Annotated in this window: 16 protein-coding genes; 9 read left to right on the forward strand and 7 right to left on the reverse strand. The window is 42.5% G+C overall.

The annotated features are described in order from the left end of the window. The first annotated feature begins 448 nt into the window (after window positions 1-448). From thrS to rplT, 4 genes are all read left to right on the forward strand, one after another. Window positions 449-2,365 (forward strand): threonine--tRNA ligase, encoded by a 1,917-nt coding sequence (gene thrS, locus C7Y69_RS17845; protein ID WP_126873670.1) that lies wholly within the window; start codon window positions 449-451, stop codon window positions 2,363-2,365. 98 nt (window positions 2,366-2,463) lie between these two features. Continuing rightward, window positions 2,464-3,012: a translation initiation factor IF-3 gene (gene infC / locus C7Y69_RS17850; RefSeq protein ID WP_126873690.1), complete on the forward strand. Its 549-nt coding sequence runs from the start codon at window positions 2,464-2,466 to the stop codon at window positions 3,010-3,012. A 113-nt stretch (window positions 3,013-3,125) separates the two neighbouring features. Then, a complete protein-coding gene (gene rpmI, locus C7Y69_RS17855; RefSeq protein WP_012518091.1) occupies window positions 3,126-3,323 on the forward strand; it encodes a 50S ribosomal protein L35 in 198 nt (65 codons plus the stop codon). 17 nt (window positions 3,324-3,340) lie between these two features. After that, window positions 3,341-3,697, forward strand: coding sequence for a 50S ribosomal protein L20 (rplT, locus tag C7Y69_RS17860; RefSeq protein ID WP_013784592.1), 357 nt, complete (start codon window positions 3,341-3,343; stop codon window positions 3,695-3,697). Window positions 3,698-3,797: 100 nt separating this feature from the next. On the opposite strand, the gene C7Y69_RS17865 is transcribed toward rplT, so the two are convergent. Further along, window positions 3,798-4,763 (reverse strand): hypothetical protein, encoded by a 966-nt coding sequence (locus tag C7Y69_RS17865; RefSeq protein ID WP_126873671.1) that lies wholly within the window; start codon window positions 4,761-4,763, stop codon window positions 3,798-3,800. 227 nt (window positions 4,764-4,990) lie between these two features. Further along, window positions 4,991-6,445, reverse strand: coding sequence for an undecaprenyl-phosphate glucose phosphotransferase (locus C7Y69_RS17870; protein WP_013784590.1), 1,455 nt, complete (start codon window positions 6,443-6,445; stop codon window positions 4,991-4,993). Window positions 6,446-7,177: 732 nt separating this feature from the next. On the opposite strand from C7Y69_RS17870, the gene C7Y69_RS17875 reads away from it, so the two are divergent. Genes C7Y69_RS17875 through C7Y69_RS17895 form a run of 5 tightly spaced genes read left to right on the forward strand, consistent with a single transcriptional unit; the run spans window position 7,178 to window position 12,668 of the window. Further along, a complete protein-coding gene (locus C7Y69_RS17875) occupies window positions 7,178-8,380 on the forward strand; it encodes an outer membrane beta-barrel protein (protein ID WP_126873672.1) in 1,203 nt (400 codons plus the stop codon). 44 nt (window positions 8,381-8,424) lie between these two features. Continuing rightward, the gene (locus C7Y69_RS17880; RefSeq protein WP_208805119.1) at window positions 8,425-8,925 is read left to right on the forward strand and encodes a polysaccharide biosynthesis/export family protein; all 501 of its coding nucleotides are present in this window, start codon (window positions 8,425-8,427) and stop codon (window positions 8,923-8,925) included. 30 nt (window positions 8,926-8,955) lie between these two features. After that, window positions 8,956-11,172 (forward strand): GumC family protein, encoded by a 2,217-nt coding sequence (locus C7Y69_RS17885; protein ID WP_126873673.1) that lies wholly within the window; start codon window positions 8,956-8,958, stop codon window positions 11,170-11,172. A 7-nt stretch (window positions 11,173-11,179) separates the two neighbouring features. Further along, a complete protein-coding gene (locus tag C7Y69_RS17890; protein WP_126873674.1) occupies window positions 11,180-11,908 on the forward strand; it encodes a tyrosine-protein phosphatase in 729 nt (242 codons plus the stop codon). Next, window positions 11,895-12,668 (forward strand): VpsP family polysaccharide biosynthesis protein, encoded by a 774-nt coding sequence (locus C7Y69_RS17895; RefSeq protein ID WP_126873675.1) that lies wholly within the window; start codon window positions 11,895-11,897, stop codon window positions 12,666-12,668. Before C7Y69_RS17890 ends, C7Y69_RS17895 begins: the two co-directional genes overlap by 14 nt. A 17-nt stretch (window positions 12,669-12,685) precedes the next feature. Here the strand turns inward: C7Y69_RS17895 and C7Y69_RS17900 are convergent, their stop codons facing one another. From C7Y69_RS17900 to C7Y69_RS17920, 5 genes are all read right to left on the reverse strand, one after another. Further along, the gene (locus C7Y69_RS17900) at window positions 12,686-13,096 is read right to left on the reverse strand and encodes a 3-phosphoshikimate 1-carboxyvinyltransferase (protein WP_126873676.1); all 411 of its coding nucleotides are present in this window, start codon (window positions 13,094-13,096) and stop codon (window positions 12,686-12,688) included. Between the two features lie 77 nt (window positions 13,097-13,173). Beyond that, window positions 13,174-14,586 carry an O-antigen ligase family protein gene (locus C7Y69_RS17905; RefSeq protein WP_126873677.1) on the reverse strand — a complete coding sequence of 471 codons (1,413 nt, stop codon included), beginning with the start codon at window positions 14,584-14,586 and terminating at the stop codon, window positions 13,174-13,176. 64 nt (window positions 14,587-14,650) lie between these two features. Then, window positions 14,651-15,229 (reverse strand): hypothetical protein, encoded by a 579-nt coding sequence (locus C7Y69_RS17910; protein WP_126873678.1) that lies wholly within the window; start codon window positions 15,227-15,229, stop codon window positions 14,651-14,653. A gap of 115 nt (window positions 15,230-15,344) precedes the next feature. Beyond that, complete coding sequence (locus C7Y69_RS17915) at window positions 15,345-17,288, reverse strand: EAL domain-containing protein (RefSeq protein ID WP_126873679.1); 1,944 nt, start codon at window positions 17,286-17,288, stop codon at window positions 15,345-15,347. Beyond that, window positions 17,285-17,983, reverse strand: a complete 699-nt coding sequence (locus C7Y69_RS17920) for a transglutaminase-like cysteine peptidase (protein WP_126873680.1) — start codon at window positions 17,981-17,983, stop codon at window positions 17,285-17,287. Before C7Y69_RS17920 ends, C7Y69_RS17915 begins: the two co-directional genes overlap by 4 nt. Window positions 17,984-18,103 lie beyond the last annotated feature (120 nt).

An 18,103-nucleotide genomic window follows, 5' to 3' on the forward strand; every position in this document is an offset into this window, starting at 1 on the left:
TTACTTTTGGCCTAGCTTGTTTGCAAAAGCTCGTTCACGTAAGCCTGTTCGCATAAGCGTGTTTATATAAGTTTGATTGCACAAGTTTGACAGCATTTCCAACAATTTAAAGATAAGAATAAGTTAGCTTTGCAGCTGCTGGTGGAATATTTCACGTGTTGTTTATACCCCGTACGCACAAAATATAGCTCGCAAGGCATCGAAAATACGCTTGCCCATTGCATGTGTGTTTACAGCCGTTATAATCGCCCATCGATAATTGTTTATACCGCCAACCCAAGTATGTGTGTTGGCAAAGAGTAAACGGTTATAAGGCTTATATGGTTTATATAGCACTTTCAGCCTATGTAATGAATATAACAACTACGCGTAAACACCAAAATGAGTGTTTTTATAATTAAAGATGCAAGTGGCGCAGAGTAGGCGTCACCACTGTAAAGGATATATCATGCCAGTAATTACCCTTCCTGATGGAAGCCAGCGCGCTTTCGACCAATCAGTTTCTGTATTAGATGTTGCCAACGATATCGGCCCAGGTTTAGCGAAAGCGACCATTGCGGGTAAAGTGAATGGCGAATTGGTAGACGCTGTTGACCTTATTGAGTCAGACGCTCAACTACAAATCATTACCGCTAAAGACGAAGCAGGCTTAGAAATTCTTCGTCACAGCTGCGCGCATTTGTTAGGCCATGCTATTAAGCAACTTTGGCCAAACACCAAAATGGCGATTGGTCCTACTATCGACAACGGTTTTTACTACGATGTTGATATGGAAGAGAGCCTAACTCAGGAAGATATCCAAAAGCTTGAAAAGCGTATGCTTCAGCTAGCTAAAACTAACTATAACGTGGTTAAAAACAAAGTTAGCTGGCAAGAAGCTCGTGATGCATTCGAAGCACGTGGCGAAACCTATAAAATGGAAATCCTAGACGAGAACATCAGTCATGATGATCGTCCAGGGTTATACCATCACGAAGAATACGTAGACATGTGCCGTGGCCCTCACGTGCCTAACATGAAATTCTGCCAAAACTTTAAGCTTATGAAAGTAGCCGGTGCATACTGGCGTGGCGACAGCGACAATAAAATGTTGCAACGTATTTACGGCACCGCGTGGGCTGACAAAAAGCAACTTAAAGCATACTTGCAGCGCCTAGAAGAAGCTGAAAAGCGCGACCACCGTAAAATTGGTAAAGCGTTGAACTTGTTCCATTGGCAAGAAGAAGCACCGGGCATGGTGTTTTGGCACAACGATGGTTGGTCTATTTACACCGAGCTTGAAAAGTTCGTGCGTGAAAAGTTACGCGACTACACTTACGACGAAGTAAAAGGCCCATTAATGATGGACCGTTCGTTGTGGGAAAAATCGGGTCACTGGGAAAAGTATGCCGAAAACATGTTCACTACCGAATCAGAAAAGCGTGAATATGCCATTAAGCCAATGAACTGCCCAGGCCACGTTCAAATATTTAACCAAGGCTTGAAGTCTTACCGTGACCTTCCGTTGCGTATGGCTGAGTTTGGTTGCTGTCACCGTAACGAACCTTCTGGTGCGCTACACGGTTTAATGCGCGTTCGTGGGTTTACTCAAGACGACGCTCATATTTTTTGTACCGAAGAACAGATCCTAGAAGAAGTAAGTGGCTGTATAAAGATGGTGTATGAGACTTATGCAGCATTTGGTTTTGAAAAAGTAGCGGTTAAACTATCTACTCGCCCTGAAAAGCGCGTAGGCAGTGACGAAATTTGGGATAAATCGGAAGCAGCATTAGCCGAAGCACTTAAAGCCAACGATATTGAATTTGAATATCAGCCAGGTGAAGGTGCGTTTTATGGCCCTAAAATTGAATTCACATTGCACGATTGCCTAAATAGGGCATGGCAGTGTGGAACGGTTCAGCTAGATTTCTCTATGCCGAGTCGTTTAGGTTCAACTTACGTAGCTGAAGACGGCGAACGTAAAGTGCCTGTTATGATCCACAGAGCTATTTTAGGTTCATTAGAAAGATTTATCGGTATTCTTACCGAAGAATTCGCTGGCTTTTTCCCGCTGTGGTTAGCCCCTCAGCAGGTGGTAATTCTAAATATTACCGATAGCCAAGGCGAATATGCACAGGAATGTGTAAAAAAACTGCAAAAAAGTGGATTTAGAGCAAAGTCGGACTTGAGAAATGAGAAGATTGGCTTTAAAATCCGCGAGCACACTCTCAAGCGTGTTCCGTATATGCTAGTAGTAGGTGATAAAGAGATGGAAGCTGGCGAAGTAGCAGTACGCTCTCGCAGTGGCGACGACCTAGGCAAAATGAGCCTGGAATCTTTTATTGCCATGGCAAATCAGGAAGTGGCAGAAAAGACCATTAAGTAGTTTGAGGGTTTTCGTGTATACTACACGACGGTGTTTGCTTACCAGTACTGAACATTATCCAGATGGTAAGCAAACAGAAGAATTAAATGTTTGGAGGAATGCACATTAAAGGCGCTAATAACAAGGCTCAGGGCGACAAAGCCCGCATAAACGATGAAATTAAAGCCAAAGAAGTTCGCTTAATTGGTAAAGACGGTGAACAAGCCGGCATTGTGACGTTAGCAGAAGCGACGAAACTTGCTGAGGAAGCCAGTCTTGATCTAGTAGAAATCAGTCCGAATGCTGAGCCGCCAGTCTGTAAAGTTATGGACTATGGCAAATTCCTCTTTGAAAAAAGTAAAGCTCAAAAAGAGCAGAAGAAAAAACAGAAGCAAATTCAGGTCAAGGAGATTAAGTTCCGCCCTGGCACTGATGAAGGCGATTACCAGGTAAAACTGCGCAACCTGCGTCGCTTTCTTGAAGGTGGTGATAAAGCCAAAGTTACGATCCGTTTCCGCGGACGTGAAATGGCGCACCAAGAGATCGGTATTGAACTTCTTAACCGTGTTAAAGCGGATTTGGAAGAGATTGCTGTGTGCGAGTCTTTCCCACGTCGTGTGGAAGGCCGCCAAATGATCATGGTGCTAGCCCCAACTAAGAAGTCGTAGTGGTCTAAAAGTTTTTGAGGTACTGCAATCTCAAAACACCCTGCGGCTAAACATTAACCGACAACCGGTAACTGCATACCTAGCGTCGATATTAACAATGCGGAGTTTTAGCAATGCCTAAAATGAAAACTGTAAGCGGTGCCGCCAAACGTTTTAAGAAAACGGGTTCTGGCCGCTTTAAAAGCAAACAGTCTCACTTACGTCACATTTTGACTAAGAAGAGCTCTAAGCGTAAACGTCACCTTCGTGGCAAAAAACTGGTTCATGATTCTGATACCAAATTGGTTCAGCGCATGTTGCCGTACGTATAGACTTAGGAGACTGATTAATGGCTAGAGTAAAACGCGGCACGGTAGCACGTGCACGTCACAAAAAAGTCCTCAAGCAGGCAAAAGGTTATTACGGTGCTCGTTCACGTGTTTATCGCGTAGCGGTACAAGCCGTAACTAAAGCTGGTCAATATGCTTACCGTGACCGTCGTCAGCGCAAGCGTCAATTCCGTCAATTGTGGATTGCACGTATTAATGCTGCGGCACGTCAAAATGGTATGTCATACAGCCGTTTCATTAACGGTTTGAAAAAAGCGTCTGTTGAAATCGATCGTAAGATCCTTGCCGACATCGCTGTACATGACAAAGCGGCTTTCAGCGCACTAGTCGATGCGGCTAAAGGCGCATTAGCTTAATTATTAACTAATTAAGTTTAAGTTCTTTCGGAAAAAGGCGAGCAGGATGCTCGCCTTTTTTCGTTTCTGGCGTTTATGAAACGCTATGTTAAATTTTAACTTAGTAGGGCACGGTTAAATTTATCCCTTCGCTCATATAAATATCGTCATAAGCCAAACCCCCATTGCCATAAGGTTGCTTAAGTGGCCCTGTATTACAGTTAGCCAAAAAGTAAATAAGCGGTAACTCTCGCTTCATTCTAAAATTGGCATTTTCGTAAACTAACGACTGGCTTGCGAACTCGCCGCCTTTTACATAAACACTATATACTTGCCCACCATTTTTAACGGTGGCGTTATTAACCACATACCAAATGCTATACCATTCACCTTCTTGCAAAGGCTTAGCATCCTTGTTGGTGTCAATATTTTTTACATTGGCATATTGGCGGTATTTGTCCTCGCTATCTATTTTAACCATCAGACTACCATTGTTTTTAAAACCATTAGATTCGGCCTTGTCGGTAACCCGTAGGGTAGGTTCAAACGCGTTGTAACCATGTTTGATTATGTCGGCAGGGTGCATGTTGCTTATCCCAAAAGCATGGTTATTAGGAAAGCGCTCAACGCGAATTCTGGTATAAAAAGTATAAGTTTCACCTACAGGTACGGGCTTGGGTAACGCTTTAAACGAAAGGGCTTTTCTATTGCCTACCACACCATCTGGCGCGGGCTTTTTAATTAGGTAGCCGTTGTTAACACTTAGAACTGGATTAGGCACAGGCCTAGGCTCAGCTGTGGGCGCATTATCAGTAGTGGGCGCATTAGCTGTGGCACCTTTAATTGAAGCTGATACTGAATCTGACGCTGAAGCTAAATCTGAAGTTAAATCGAAAGGCCGAATTTCAGTAACTTGGGCATTCTCTAAAAAGGGGATAGTGTTATTTTGCGTGTCTGCTAATTGCCAACCGGTTAGCGTTTTAGTATTAAAAGTATCAATCACCAGCCAAGGCGATGGCTTTTGTGTGGGTAATAAGTAACACGCAGTGAGTAAAAATGACGTACTAACCAGTAATAGGTACTTCATTACGTGCCTTAAAATGTAATAGGTGTTGCTTATTTATACACGCAAGGCACTGAAAACTTCAATGTAAAATAACCACTCAAACGGCCTGAGCGTTGCTGCTGATCTTTGCAATTAACGTTAAACGCGGGCCCAACACTGTAAAAACAAAAAAGCCTCAACACAGGGTGTAGAGGCTTTGTGTCTCAAAATTTTACAATCCTGAACTAACTAAATGGGAACGAACAGTATTAGTAGGCGTTCTTATTCGCCAACCCACCAAATACCGTCATGAATACAATTTTAATATCGAACCAAACAGACCAACGGTGAATATAATCTAAATCGTACTCTACACGTTGTACCATTTTGTTCACTGTCTCTGTTTCGCCACGTAGGCCGTTTACCTGGGCCCAGCCGGTAATGCCTGGCTTCACCTTATGGCGTAGCATATAACCGGTAATAAGCTTACGGTATTCTTCGTTGTGGGCTACTGCATGAGGGCGGGGGCCCACAATAGACATTCTGCCCTGCAGAACGTTAATAAACTGCGGAAGTTCATCAATAGAAGAGCGTCGCAAAAAGCCACCAATCTTGGTTAGGCGCGCATCATTCTTGGTGGCTTGTTTAACCACTGCCCCGTTGTCTTGCGTAGTCATAGACCGGAACTTATAAACGGTAATTTGTTTTCCATCTAGGCCGTAACGCTTTTGTTTGAAAATAACGGGGCCTTTAGAAGTCAGTTTAACCGCCGCCGCTATGCCTAACATAGGGATGGCTAACATCATTAATATTAAGATGCTTAACACAATGTCTTCAAAGCGTTTTAAAACGTCGCTAGCACCCTGAAACGGGGTGTCGTACACACTTAACGCTTGTACCGACCCAATCGATTGCCAGCGGGCATTAAGCAAGTTATACATAAAGAAGTTAGGGATAATATAAACATTAGCCGTTGTGTCGCTGCACTTTTCAAGAATGTGACGAATACGGTTCTCTGCACTCATTGGCAGGGCAATGTAGATGTAATCCACTTCATTGCGTTTAGCCATTTCAATGGCCGATTCAATATTACCTAGTACTTGATTTTTAAACTCATGAGGTAAGCGGTCTTCGCCTCTATCATCAAACAACCCTAAGAAGCGAATACCCAAATGTTCATTTGAAACGATTTGATTAGCCATGTTGTAACCCAACTGGGTTGCACCAATAACAATCGATTTTCTAGAGTTTAACCCGCTGCGGCGAAGTCGAAAAAGAAATTTTCGCATTACGAAGCGCCAAGCCAGTACAACAACAAATGAAGATGCGGCCCACAGTAAAACGCCGGGAGGCGTAATTTTTAAATCGCCAAAGAAAAAGAAACCAAAAGCAGTCGTAGCTAACATACTCAGTGCCCATGCTATAGCAGCTGCACGAAGCATTTCATTCGTTCTGTGACCACGCCAAGAACGATAAAGCTCTACGCATTCACCAGAAAATTGGAAACTTATAACGTAAACAAACAGGAATAGAAGGCTACCAGCCGTTACAGGGCTGTCGTAATAAAATGCTGAAGCGTAATAAAGTAAGGTGACAAGGCATAAATCGATAAGCCTATAAATGGTTGAAAAGCCACTTTGGTTCCTAACTATTAGCCCGCCCGAAGCATTGGGTTCAACCTCGTGAGATTTGAGGACTTGGTTAGGTGCTACTTTATTATCCATGTGTGTATCTCTTTAAAATAAAAAGTCACGCCGACTTCAATTGTCAATAAAGCAAAAGACCACTGCGTTAATTATTAGCTTTAACTTATAGCCAGATAAAGCAAAAAATGTACCGAAAAAGTGAAAAAAAGAAAAATGACATTTGGTGCAAAAACATATACTAACGAAAGGGTGTGAAGATAAAAAACTTGTCACCCGCGAAAAAGCATCAATCCCTGTACTGCTAAAGTATAGTATAAGCAGGTTGTAATTTTATTACAAAACTATTGAAAGCAATTACCCAATTGATATTGTAAGATAACATATAACCATTATACTGCGTGCCAAAGATTTTAAACTTACAGCAATTAAATTAACGCTACGTCTTGTATTCAATTATGTATTAGATCATGTATTGAATCGTTTATTAGGTCATGTAGTAAAACGTTGTTTTTGCTTAACCAGCAAGCCTGTAAGTTAGACACATTGCTGCAATAATTTTTCGTTAAGCTAACGGGAATAATTGAATGTGTTGGCAATAAAACGTTATTAAAGCAAAGTGTTTGCACGCGCACTACGCCCTGTATGGCACAGAATTAGCATGCCATCCGGCCAATAGCTGAAAAATTATAAATATCACACTCAAAGCGGTTAAATAAATATATTGGTGTTGCTTTTGTGAGCATCAAAACTGATGTTGCACTGTTTTACCCCAATATTTAACTGCATAAGACAAAAATTTTAGGAGCGAGTATGTTTAAAAGGACAACAAGCCTTGTTGCACTGTCGGTAATTAGCGCCATATCGAACGCACAAGAGGCTGGCCGTATTGAAGCAGGCCAATTCGACATTATCCCCACATTCAATACATCGATGAGTTATGTAGATAACGTTGCTTATGCTCGCGATGGTGAACCTAAAATTTATAGCTGGCGCGCCACATTTTCGCCAGAAATTATTGCCGCCACAGAAATTGATGGTAACCCTGTTCAATTTGGATACCGATTAGAGCGTGGTGTGTATTTTTCAAGCAGCGCCGACGATTACACCGATCACTTTTTTGAAGCTTCCGGTGAATACGAACTAAATAGCCGTCATCGCTTAAGCGGCACCGCGCAATATGAAGATGGTCACGAAGACCGTGGTACGGGGTTCTCACTAGGTGCCGGCGACGACATTACTTCGCCTGATACCTTTAAAAGTATGTATGCGGGTGGAGAATATAGTTACGGCGCGTTAACCTCAAACGGCATGTTAACGCTCAAGGCAAATCGTGAAACGTTAGATTATGACCGAGAAGAACAAGCTTACCTGCTTCGTGATCGTGCCAAGAATCAAATAGGTGCTGAGTTTGCTTATAAAATTGCACCTTCAACAGCGTTGGTGATTGATGTAACCAATACATACACTCGCTACGACCGCCAGTTGTCAGAAGCATCTAGTCTAGACAGTGACACGCTACGTGTTTTAGGCGGTATTACCTGGGAAAGCACCGCTGCAACTACAGGCTTTGCTAAAGTAGGTTACACAGAAAAAGATTTTGAATCTGCAACCCGTAGTACTTTCTATGGGGTGGATTGGGAAGCGGGTGTTGAATGGCAGCCTGTTACTTATTCAACGTTTCGTTTTTCTACCAGTGCCGATACACGTGAAACCAACGGTGAGGGTAACTTTATTCGTGGTCGCGATTATACAGCATCGTGGGAACATGAATGGCTTCAGCGCTTAAGCACGTCTACTAGTATCAGCAAACTTACTGATGAATATGTATTAGACGATGAAGGCATTGCTAACCGTGAAGATGACTTAATGCGTTATACCGCTGCAGTAAACTATCAAGCACGCCGTTATTTAAGCTTTTCGCTGTATTACACATTAAATGACAGAGACAGTAACCGAGATGCCATTGGTTACGACAGAAGTGTAATTGGTTTATCTGCCGAGGTTAGCCTGTGAAGCAAAGTGTAAACAGTATTTTCGCCTTCCTTTTTGTTGTAGTGATGTCGTTCAATGCTCTAGCACAGGAAGGTAATTTGAGCATGAGCCGCTACCAATTAGGCTCAGGTGACAGAATTAGTATAAATGTATTTGGGCAAGACGACTTGTCGATGGAAGTACGTTTACCCGATGTTGGCACTATTAATTACCCGTTTATGGGTGAAGTTAAATTGGTAGGGTTAACACTAGGCGAAGTAGAACAGCTTATTTATGAAGGTTTAAAAGGGGATTACTTAGTAAACCCGTCGGTATCAGTAACCATTATCGATTACCGCCCCTTCTTTATAGACGGTGAAGTAAAACGCCCAGGTGGTTACCCTTACCAGCCAGGTTTGTCGGTAAACAAAGCTGCAGCGTTAGCAGGCGGCTATACCGAGCGCGCCGCACGAGACAAAATAACAATAGTTCGAGAAAAAGATGGCACTACACGTAGTTTTACCGTAACGGTAAGCGACATGATACAGCCCGGTGACATTATTACTGTTAACCAACGCTTTTTCTAATTAGCAAAAATTTCAGGATACAAAAATAACATGGCAGTAAATCATAGGGACGACGTGAATCATGGCGTGCTAGATAGTGAAACTATCGATATTGCACACTATCTTGGCATATTGAAACGCTACGCTTTTCGCATTGTTTCGTTAGCCATCGCTTTTACTATATTGGTGGCTTTGCTGGTAATGCGGATGACGCCACTTTATACGTCGTCTACCACTATATTGGTCGATTCTGAAAATGCCAATGTGGTATCTATAGAAGAAGTGTATGGCTTAGACACTAAGCGTAAAGACTACATGCAAACCCAATACGAAATATTGCGTTCGCGCCAAATTGCCGAGCGTACCGTAGAGGGGATGAATTTACACTTAAACGATAAGTTTATGCCGCCTGAAGAAGGCCCAAGTGCTATCGATTCGCTAATAGACAGTGCAAAAGATATGCTGCCATTTCTACCGCAAGAAGAAGTGGTAGAGCGTACCGAAGCACAAATTATTGCAGCAAAAAAACGTTCCGCAGTATTCAGATTAATGCGTGCCGTAGAAGTCAGTATGGTGGATAACACCCAGGTAATGAAGATTTCCGTTACTACCGAATCTGCTTCTTTGTCGGCTCAAATTGCCGATACTATTGCCGATGTTTACATCGAGAATTACCTTCAAGCTAAACTAGATATGACAGCAAAAGCAACGTCGTTTCTTACCGAAAGCTTAGAAGGCTTGAAAGATAAGCTAGATATTGCTGAAAAGAACCTTTCGCAGTTTTATGAACGTAATCAAGTGGTAAACATAGATGGCGTAGTAGGCCTTGCTGCCGACGAACTAGAGCGTTTAAGTACGCAATTGCTTGATGCACAAACCGCATTAAAGTTAAACGCGGTAATATATCGTCAAACGCGTAACAATGTGACCCTTGAAGACATTGCACGGTTACCTGAAGTTCTGAATCACCCTACCATTCAAGGTGTACGCCGCGACGAAGCGAAAGCTATGACCCGCGTGTCTGAACTTAGCAAAGTTTACGGCCCTAAGCACCCTAAAATGATAGCTGCTAATGCTGAGTTGTCTTCCATTCGAGAAACGTTAACTACCCAAACTCGCGATCTTATTTCTAGTATTACTACCCAATACCAAGTTTCAGAGCAGCGCGTTGCGCAATTGAAACAAGAAGTTGAAGTGGCAAAAGCTGAATTCCGTGGCTTATCTGCGTTAGACAATCAACGTAAAGCCCTTCAGCGCGATGTTGATATTAATCAGCAGTTGTACAATTCATTCTTTACCCGTTTAAAAGAAACCGACGAACTAGGTGGTTTTGAATCGGCAAACGCCAGAATTTTAGATAGCGCTGTAGTGCCATCGGTACCTTCTGAACCGAATAAAAAATTGCTAATTGGGGCGGCTTTTGTATTTAGTATTGGGTTTGGTGTGTTCTTGGCCATTACCATGGAAACACTTAATAGCGGTATTCGTTCGGTAGAAGATGTAGAGCGTAAGTTAGGCCAGCGTATGTTGGGTTTAATTCCTTGGCTTGCCCATAAAAAGAAAACCAATTTACCTATTCGCACTTATTTCGACGGTAAAAAGCATCAGTTTGCAGAGTCGGTTAGAACCTTACGTACCAGTTTGTCGTTGTTAAATTTAGATAAAGACAATCAGGCTATTATGGTTACCTCTAGTGTGCCTAAAGAAGGTAAAACTACTGTGTCTATTAACCTAGCGTTCGCGTTAGGTCAGTTAGATAAAACCATTCTTATAGATGCGGATTTACGCCGCCCAAGCATTGGTAGGCAGTTTAATATTCCAAATTACCAGCCAGGTGTTGCTAACCTTATTCTTAAAACTCACAGTTTCGATGAATGTTTGGTGCGTGACGAACAAGCGAATATCGATATTCTTTCGGCAGGTACAATACCGTCTAACCCACAAGAGCTTCTTGCGGATAAAGGGTTCGATGCGTTAATTAAAGAATTAAAAACCCAATACAAATATGTGGTAGTAGATACCGCGCCTACTCAAGCGGTAAGTGATTCAATGGTAATTGCTAACTCGTGCGACTCTATTATTTACGTAGTACGCGCCGACAGTACCAGCGAAAAAGTGATTAATACTGGGTTGTCTCGTTTCTTACAAGTGGGACATCGCCTTGATGGCGTAGTGCTAAATCAAGTAGACTTACGAAAGTCTGATGTAGCACAGAGGTACGGCGGGTTTTATGATCAGTATGATTATACTAGTCATAAGGACAGCTAATAATTAATTGATAGACCTTCACAGTCATATATTACCTGGCATTGACGATGGTGCCAGAACCATGGCCATGTCGATTGACATGGCCAAACAAACACTTGAATGCGGCGTGACGCATTTAGTTTGTACCCCACATATACACCCAGGGTTCTTCGATAATACGCCCGCTATTATTGAAAACGCGTATAACGAACTTGTGTTAGCGCTTGAACAAGAAAACATTCCCCTTACCTTATCTTATGCCGCCGAGCTTCGTGTCTCGGAGCACATTCCTATATGGATAAAACAAAATGCGGTGCCTTTTTTAGGCCAGATTAACGGCAAAAACGTGATGTTGCTTGAAATGCCTCACAGTAATGTGCCATCGGGAATGGAACCGTTAGTAAAATGGTTATTAAAAAACAACGTGCAACCGCTTATTGCCCACCCTGAACGTAACCGAGAGCTATTGCGCGAGCAACACAAGTTTGACTGGTTGCAGCGCATAGGCTGCTGGTTTCAGGTGACAGCAGGCGCTCTCACAGGCCGATTTGGAGAGCCTGTACAGAACTTTGCGTTAACCTTGCTTGCCAACCAAAGCTTTCATGTAGTGGCTTCAGACACCCATGACACGGTTAGGCGACCTAACGATATGGGTGAGGCATTTGCGGTGGTGTCGGCAGTAGACGCTGCTTACGCCCAGCAAGTTTTCGTTACTACACCGGGTGAAATAGTAGAGGCACCTAGTGTCGTTATCTAACGTGTATGAGCGTCATCAGTTATTAATAAAACGTGTGGTGCGCACTGTGTTTTTTATCACAGCGGCATGGGGCGTAATATGGAGCGCACAGTTTTTTATATCGGGTAACTATTATTATCGGGTAAACAACCAATTAGAGGCTTGGCAGAATAATCCTGAGCGCGTAACTGCTAGCAAAGTAAGCGATGCTATTACTAAAATAGATTCAGCCATTTCCATGTTTCCCAATAACGCGCTTTATTATCAAATGCGTGGCCAGCTTTACGAATGGCAAGCGTTTGTCTCTCAAAACGCAGATCAAAGCGCTGCTGAAAGTGCTGTTGAAAACGCTGCTGAAAACGAGAAGACAAATAGTTTGAAACTGGCCTTTAGTAATTACCAGCACAGCTTATTGCTGCGCCCGCTTTGGCCAGCAAGCTGGATAGGGTTAGCATCGGTGAAATGGAAGCGTAATGAAGTAGACGACGCTTTCTATCAATATATGAATAGAGCCATTCAGGTAGGCCCACAAGACGCTATAGTTCACAAATTCATAGTAGAGTACGGCTTAGCGAATTATGCCGCACGGTCGCCTGAATACATTAAGGTTATTCAGCCGTTGAAACACCATATGAAGTTGGGGTTAATAAACCCTCATAGCAGAGACGCAATAGTGCAAAGTATTGTGAGTTATAATGTAGAAGAGCCAGCGTGCCGATGGATGCGCTTGGCCCCTTACCCAGTGAGAAAACGCATTCCCAACTGCATTACTTACGACTAGTAGTATTAAACTAGCATTTAAAACTTACTTTTAAACCAATCCCATAAGCCTAGTGAATAGTTTTCGAATAAGTTAATACCCAGCCACGATTTTAGTATGTACAGCAGTACCATACCCACCAGTAATGAGAATAGAATAAACAGGGTAAAGCCGAAAGCTAACGTAAGTTGGCCAATTTTACTTTCTATTCTGGAAGGATCGCGTTTATCTTTACCACCTAACAGCACAAAATAAAAACGGCTATGCCCAATGCCAAGGGTGCCACGTAAATCTAACTTATGCTTGCCCCAGCGCCTGCCTGCTAACGCGGTATTAATATGGGTAAGCTGTTCTTCACTAAACGAGTTCGCCACATGCTTGGGCATTCTTTCTAGCATGTGCTTTACGTTGGGTTCTTCCTGAATAGGGTGATTAACTTTTAACACCACGACTGATTTTCCATAACTGAATCCATTAGTAAATACTTATTGAAATCCCTAATTAGGCACTTACAAAAAACCTAACTTTACGGCTTACGATTACGTTTTGTTGATTGTCGAACCCGAATTCGATTACTCATGGCTCCAAGTGCAAGTAGAGTAATAAAGATAGCAGTGTTAGCAGGCGCTTGTAAGGGAAAGTCTACGCTGGTGTGCATTGCCATACCAATAATAGCCATAAAACACGCAAATGCCGCACCGCGTGGAAGAGGGTGGTGGCGCTGACGAAAAGCATTGAACGCATTAATGCCGCAAATTAATACAAATACGCCCATTAGTAGTGCGCCAATAACGCCAAACTCAATACTAAACTGTAAGTATTCATTATGAGCATGGTCGTAAAAGTGTTGAATACTCTCACTTTGATATTGGGGGTACACAGTATAGAAGGTTCCGCCACCTGTACCTATTAAAGGGTACTGCATTAACAAGGGCAGTGCATCGGTAACCACTTCGTCTCGGCTTTCATGGGTTAAATCGGTTTGCTCAAGACGTTCTTTCACTTCGTTTAACCCAAACACGCTACTTACTATCATAATGTCGATAACTAACATGCTAATAAACAGGGCAATGTAGCTTTTTTGTCTAGGTTTGAAATACCACAAACCTATGGCTGCGGTTATTGTCATGCTAACAAAAAATGCCGTATTGCCCATTCGTGAACGCGACATTACCAGTGCAATAACCATAATAATTATGCCAATACGAAACAGCACTTTATTGCCTAGCCAAAACTTAAGCCATTTTCTAAGGCGCTCTCGTTTTGATAGCCCATCGTCATCACCTAAACTGGCAATCAGATACCCTAATGCAGCACTTAACGAAAGCAGCAAGTAGTTTGCAAAATGGTTTTTGTAAATAAAGCTGCCGGTAGCAATGTGCGTAACCGGTTGTTTGAATACTAGGCTGTACTCAATGCCCGACAATACCTCTAGCGACCCATAAATGGCTTGAAATATACCGCTTGCACTAATGGTTATTAACACTAGTTTCAACCGAGACGTAGAGCGCACCAAGGCTAAAACACTGAAAAAAAGCAGGCAATAACAAAGAGATTTTAAAAATACTATTTGGCTTTGGCCAACATCAAAGCTAAGGGGTAACCAACTAGCACCGGCCGGTACGTTAGCGTAAGCGGGTAAGAGCTTTTCTGGCCGTAAATTGGCAACAAGTGAGGCGGGTAGGGGAATTAAGTTTAATAACTGCCAAGCAAGAAACAATATCCAAAGCAGAACAAAAACACGATATTGGCGAACTACAACAGTAACGGTACGAAAATGAAAGGCCATTAACGATGCACTTATACAAAAAATGGAAATTTGCATAAGAGCCCAAGCCCACGGCCTGTTAGCACCTAAAGGAATAGGCAGCCAAAAAAGGGTAAATAAAAGAAAACCGAAAAGAAGCTTTTCGGTTTTTCTATTATTAATACTCAGCATTCACTATCGCCACTTCTTACTACCACTAACGATCACCAACACAGAGTTTAAATGTAATACAAACTTAGTTTGCTGAAACCGTGGTATCGCCACCACCCGCACCAGCAGCACCAGTACCTACACCTAATGGAGATACATCGTTGCCAGCAGCCCCTGCCGCAGTTGCGGTAAGTGTTGAGGTATCGATACCTGCATTAATCGCAGCCAAAAGTGCATCTTCTGCGCTAATTACACCAGTTTGCAAAGCAATGTTGTAAATTTCGTTGGCATCTTCAGGGAACAAGATCATAGATATAGTCACCACTTCAGATGGCTGCTCTGGTAAAGATCCGAACCCAGCGATTGCAAGCTCGAATCCAGTCGCGCTGTCGCTTAATAAACCTGTCATGTTTTCAAACTCAGTCGGCTTAGTTTGAAGATATGAAAGGTTTGATTGTGAAATGGTTGGCATACCATTACTTAAAACATCATTGCTGATTGACGCGGCTGCAGTTTCAGCTGCGGTACCACCATCGATAGCATCAATTAATTGGGCTCTAATTTGCAAACCTGGAACGCTACCTGCGCTGTCTTGTGCAATAGCCACTGGTGAAATAGCAATAAGCACACTCATTACTAATGAAAAAATAAATCTATTACGCATAATAGTTCCTACTTCGAAAAATTGGTTTGCATACATTGGGTATTGTATACCAAATGAACGCCCGTTGTCTTAGCTTTATTTGCTGTGAAAGCCGCAAACAAACTAGCTACTTAAATTATTTCCCTAAGCGCCAAGCTGTGGGCTTAGCAAAGTGATAGCCTTGCTGATAAACAACCTGCAGCTTACTAAGTGTATTACTTTCTAACTCGCTTTCAACCAGCTCGGCTATCACTTTAATGTGTAACCCATTAGCAATACTTACTAAGCTGCTAACAAATAGCTGATTGTCTTTGTCTTCATGAATATCCTTGGTCAATTTGCCGGATATTTTTACAAAATCGGGCTGAATAGCCCTTAACCCACTTAATGATGCAAGATTGTCGCCAAAATGTTCAATAGTAATGGTGCATCCTGCTTTTTTAACCATGTCGCAGAATTTAAGGGTAGCTTCTCTATAATAAATAATGGCGGAGTCTTCAATTTCAAACGCTAATCTGTCGCACAAGGACTTGTGTTCAAGAAGATAACCACCAAGCCATTGGCAAAATTCGGCATTCGCAATTGATGCAGTGGCAATGTTCACCGCTACTGTGTGAGGAGAGGCCATGAGTTTACTGACTACCAGCGACGTTACCAATCTATCTACTTGAGGAATAAGGTGCAGCCGCTCCGATGCAGGAATTAACTGCGACATAGGTATATCGGTATTGGTAGACACGTCTTTAAAGCGCGCGAACCCTTCGTAATAACACGGGGCTTTGTTCTCGGTACTAAAAATAGGCTGTATTAAAATATCAGCATACTGTTGTAACAGAATATTGTTTAGTCTTTCACGCCATTCGGTATTGCTGTGAATGAAAGTTAGCTCTGAAGCAAATTGCCAGCCTCTGTCTAACTTTGTTGCCGCTAATAGGGCGCTATCTGCTTTTTCCATTACTTCAGTAAAGCTATTTTCACTGGTGTATTTAGCTGCGCCAATCCACGCTGTTTTATCGCCATCTTTAAGAAAATCTATTTTATTCATTTCATCGCTAAGGCTTTTCAGTCTTTTTTCGCACTCTTGTTGCGATACTGCTTCCATTAATATGGCAAAGTCGGAACCCGATACTCTAAAAAGGGTTACTTTATCTGGAAATTGCATGGCGGCCAGTTTCAGTTTTTTTGCAGCCGCACTAACATATTCATCGCCTTCAGCGCCGCCCAGTAAATTATTTACCCTAGCAAGCTGCGTTAACCTAATTAACACCACGTAACCTTGTTCTACCGTAGCTGTGCCACTTAATAGTGCATTCATGTGTCGATTAAAGGCATTTCTATTGGAAAGCCCCGTTAGGCTATCGCCATACGCAATAGCCTTGAATTGTTCAGCACGTGCAGTAAGTTCTTTAAACATGCTTTCTACTGCTCTAGACAGCTTATTTACGGCTAGCGTGATAAAAGAGAATTCTTTAGTAAAAGGCTGGTAGTCAATTTCAGAAAACTTTTGATTTTGAATGTCGCCTATTTTTTGGGTAACAATTTCTAATGGCTTGGTAATTTGGCGAATGATAACCAGCAGCACTAGGTAGGCAATAACAAAGGCAATAAAAAACATTAATGCACTTTGGGTAATGCTATCCCATAGCTTTTCGTTCGCAAGGCCTGGGTGGCTTTGCACGGTAAGTTGCCCTGCCATTGTCCAGCCATCGTTAAGCTCGGTATTTTTCACCGGTGGGGTAACGTGTATAGCTTCGGTAAACCAACTTGGTACGGTATCTATTTTATTCGGGTTTTGCCGAATAATAAGGGTATTCCCGCTAGCGTCTTTAACCGAAATGGTTTGGTAGTAGCCCCTGTCGAATATGGCGTTTACCATGGTTTCAGCCACCGCCTGCCCATTTTCTTGCGTTATATAGGGCGCCATGGCTAAGCCTAGCGATGTGGCGGTGTCTTGTGCGTGGGTAGCAAGTTGTTCATTCACGTATTCTTTGGTCATTTTTACGTTAATAAAAAAGGAACCGGCGAACACGGCCAGTAAAAAAATAAGTAAGCTAACGCTTAGTTGGGTAGATAATTTCATTGTTCTTGTGTATCTCCGAGCATTACGCTGTTTAAACGATCTATCATGTCGTCCCACATTTTCATGGGGCCGCTGCCTCTTAATTTTCTGCCTGTTCCCATAGACTTCGCCGCCCATAGACCATCACCGTTAAAACTATAAACAGGTGCAAGGTCGCGTCGTTGATTTGCTGGCAGTATTCGACGGTTAATATTATCAAGCACTAAAGGAACAGAGGTAGGGCTTGGATAATAGGCTAACACCATATGTGGTTGGTTTAACTCTAACGCGGTTACATACATAAGCCGAAGCTGCGATTTTGGAATGCCAAGTTCTATTAACGAAAAGTATTTAGCAATTGAGTAATCTTCACAGTCGCCAGCGCCCGTTCCAATAAACTCAATTGGCGTGGCCCAGTAATCGGGTTGCCGCCAGTGCCTTAGGTCATCTACAAAGTCGAATCGATTGAAAAAGCGATTCACCTGGTAAAGCTTTTCATCAATATCGTCGTTCTCAATGCTATTGACTAGTTGTCGCCACTTAGCTACATCTGCCGCACCGGTTTTACCAAACAGGGCTTCAACTCGGCTGTAAACTTCCTCAGTGAAGATGTTTTTCTGTTGCGCGATAACTAAAGAAGCCACACCAAATAAAAGCCCCGTTAGGGCACAAATAAAGGTTCGTCGGTAAGTTTTACGCGCGTAGCGGGTTGTCATGCCAATTAAGCCTTAATGCACCATAATGAGACGAATTTATTAGAATAATAGCTGTAAGAAAACGTTAACCACTTCATAGTATAGTAAACATGTGGCAGTAAATTGATAATGTCAAACTTA

This window comes from Alteromonas sp. KS69 (genome assembly GCF_003989595.1).
GTDB classification, from domain to species: Bacteria; Pseudomonadota; Gammaproteobacteria; order Enterobacterales; family Alteromonadaceae; genus Alteromonas; species Alteromonas naphthalenivorans.

Coding starts and splice junctions, on each gene's coding strand:
- infC (WP_126873690.1), top strand. CDS start 2,464: ATGCACATTAAAGGCGCTAATAACAAGGCTCAGGGCGACAAAGCCCGC.
- thrS (WP_126873670.1), top strand. CDS start 449: ATGCCAGTAATTACCCTTCCTGATGGAAGCCAGCGCGCTTTCGACCAA.
- C7Y69_RS17875 (WP_126873672.1), top strand. CDS start 7,178: ATGTTTAAAAGGACAACAAGCCTTGTTGCACTGTCGGTAATTAGCGCC.
- C7Y69_RS17910 (WP_126873678.1), bottom strand. CDS start 15,229: ATGCGTAATAGATTTATTTTTTCATTAGTAATGAGTGTGCTTATTGCT.
- C7Y69_RS17905 (WP_126873677.1), bottom strand. CDS start 14,586: ATGCTGAGTATTAATAATAGAAAAACCGAAAAGCTTCTTTTCGGTTTT.
- rpmI (WP_012518091.1), top strand. CDS start 3,126: ATGCCTAAAATGAAAACTGTAAGCGGTGCCGCCAAACGTTTTAAGAAA.
- C7Y69_RS17865 (WP_126873671.1), bottom strand. CDS start 4,763: ATGAAGTACCTATTACTGGTTAGTACGTCATTTTTACTCACTGCGTGT.
- C7Y69_RS17885 (WP_126873673.1), top strand. CDS start 8,956: ATGGCAGTAAATCATAGGGACGACGTGAATCATGGCGTGCTAGATAGT.
- C7Y69_RS17915 (WP_126873679.1), bottom strand. CDS start 17,288: ATGAAATTATCTACCCAACTAAGCGTTAGCTTACTTATTTTTTTACTG.
- C7Y69_RS17920 (WP_126873680.1), bottom strand. CDS start 17,983: ATGACAACCCGCTACGCGCGTAAAACTTACCGACGAACCTTTATTTGT.
- C7Y69_RS17880 (WP_208805119.1), top strand. CDS start 8,425: ATGTCGTTCAATGCTCTAGCACAGGAAGGTAATTTGAGCATGAGCCGC.
- C7Y69_RS17870 (WP_013784590.1), bottom strand. CDS start 6,445: ATGGATAATAAAGTAGCACCTAACCAAGTCCTCAAATCTCACGAGGTT.
- rplT (WP_013784592.1), top strand. CDS start 3,341: ATGGCTAGAGTAAAACGCGGCACGGTAGCACGTGCACGTCACAAAAAA.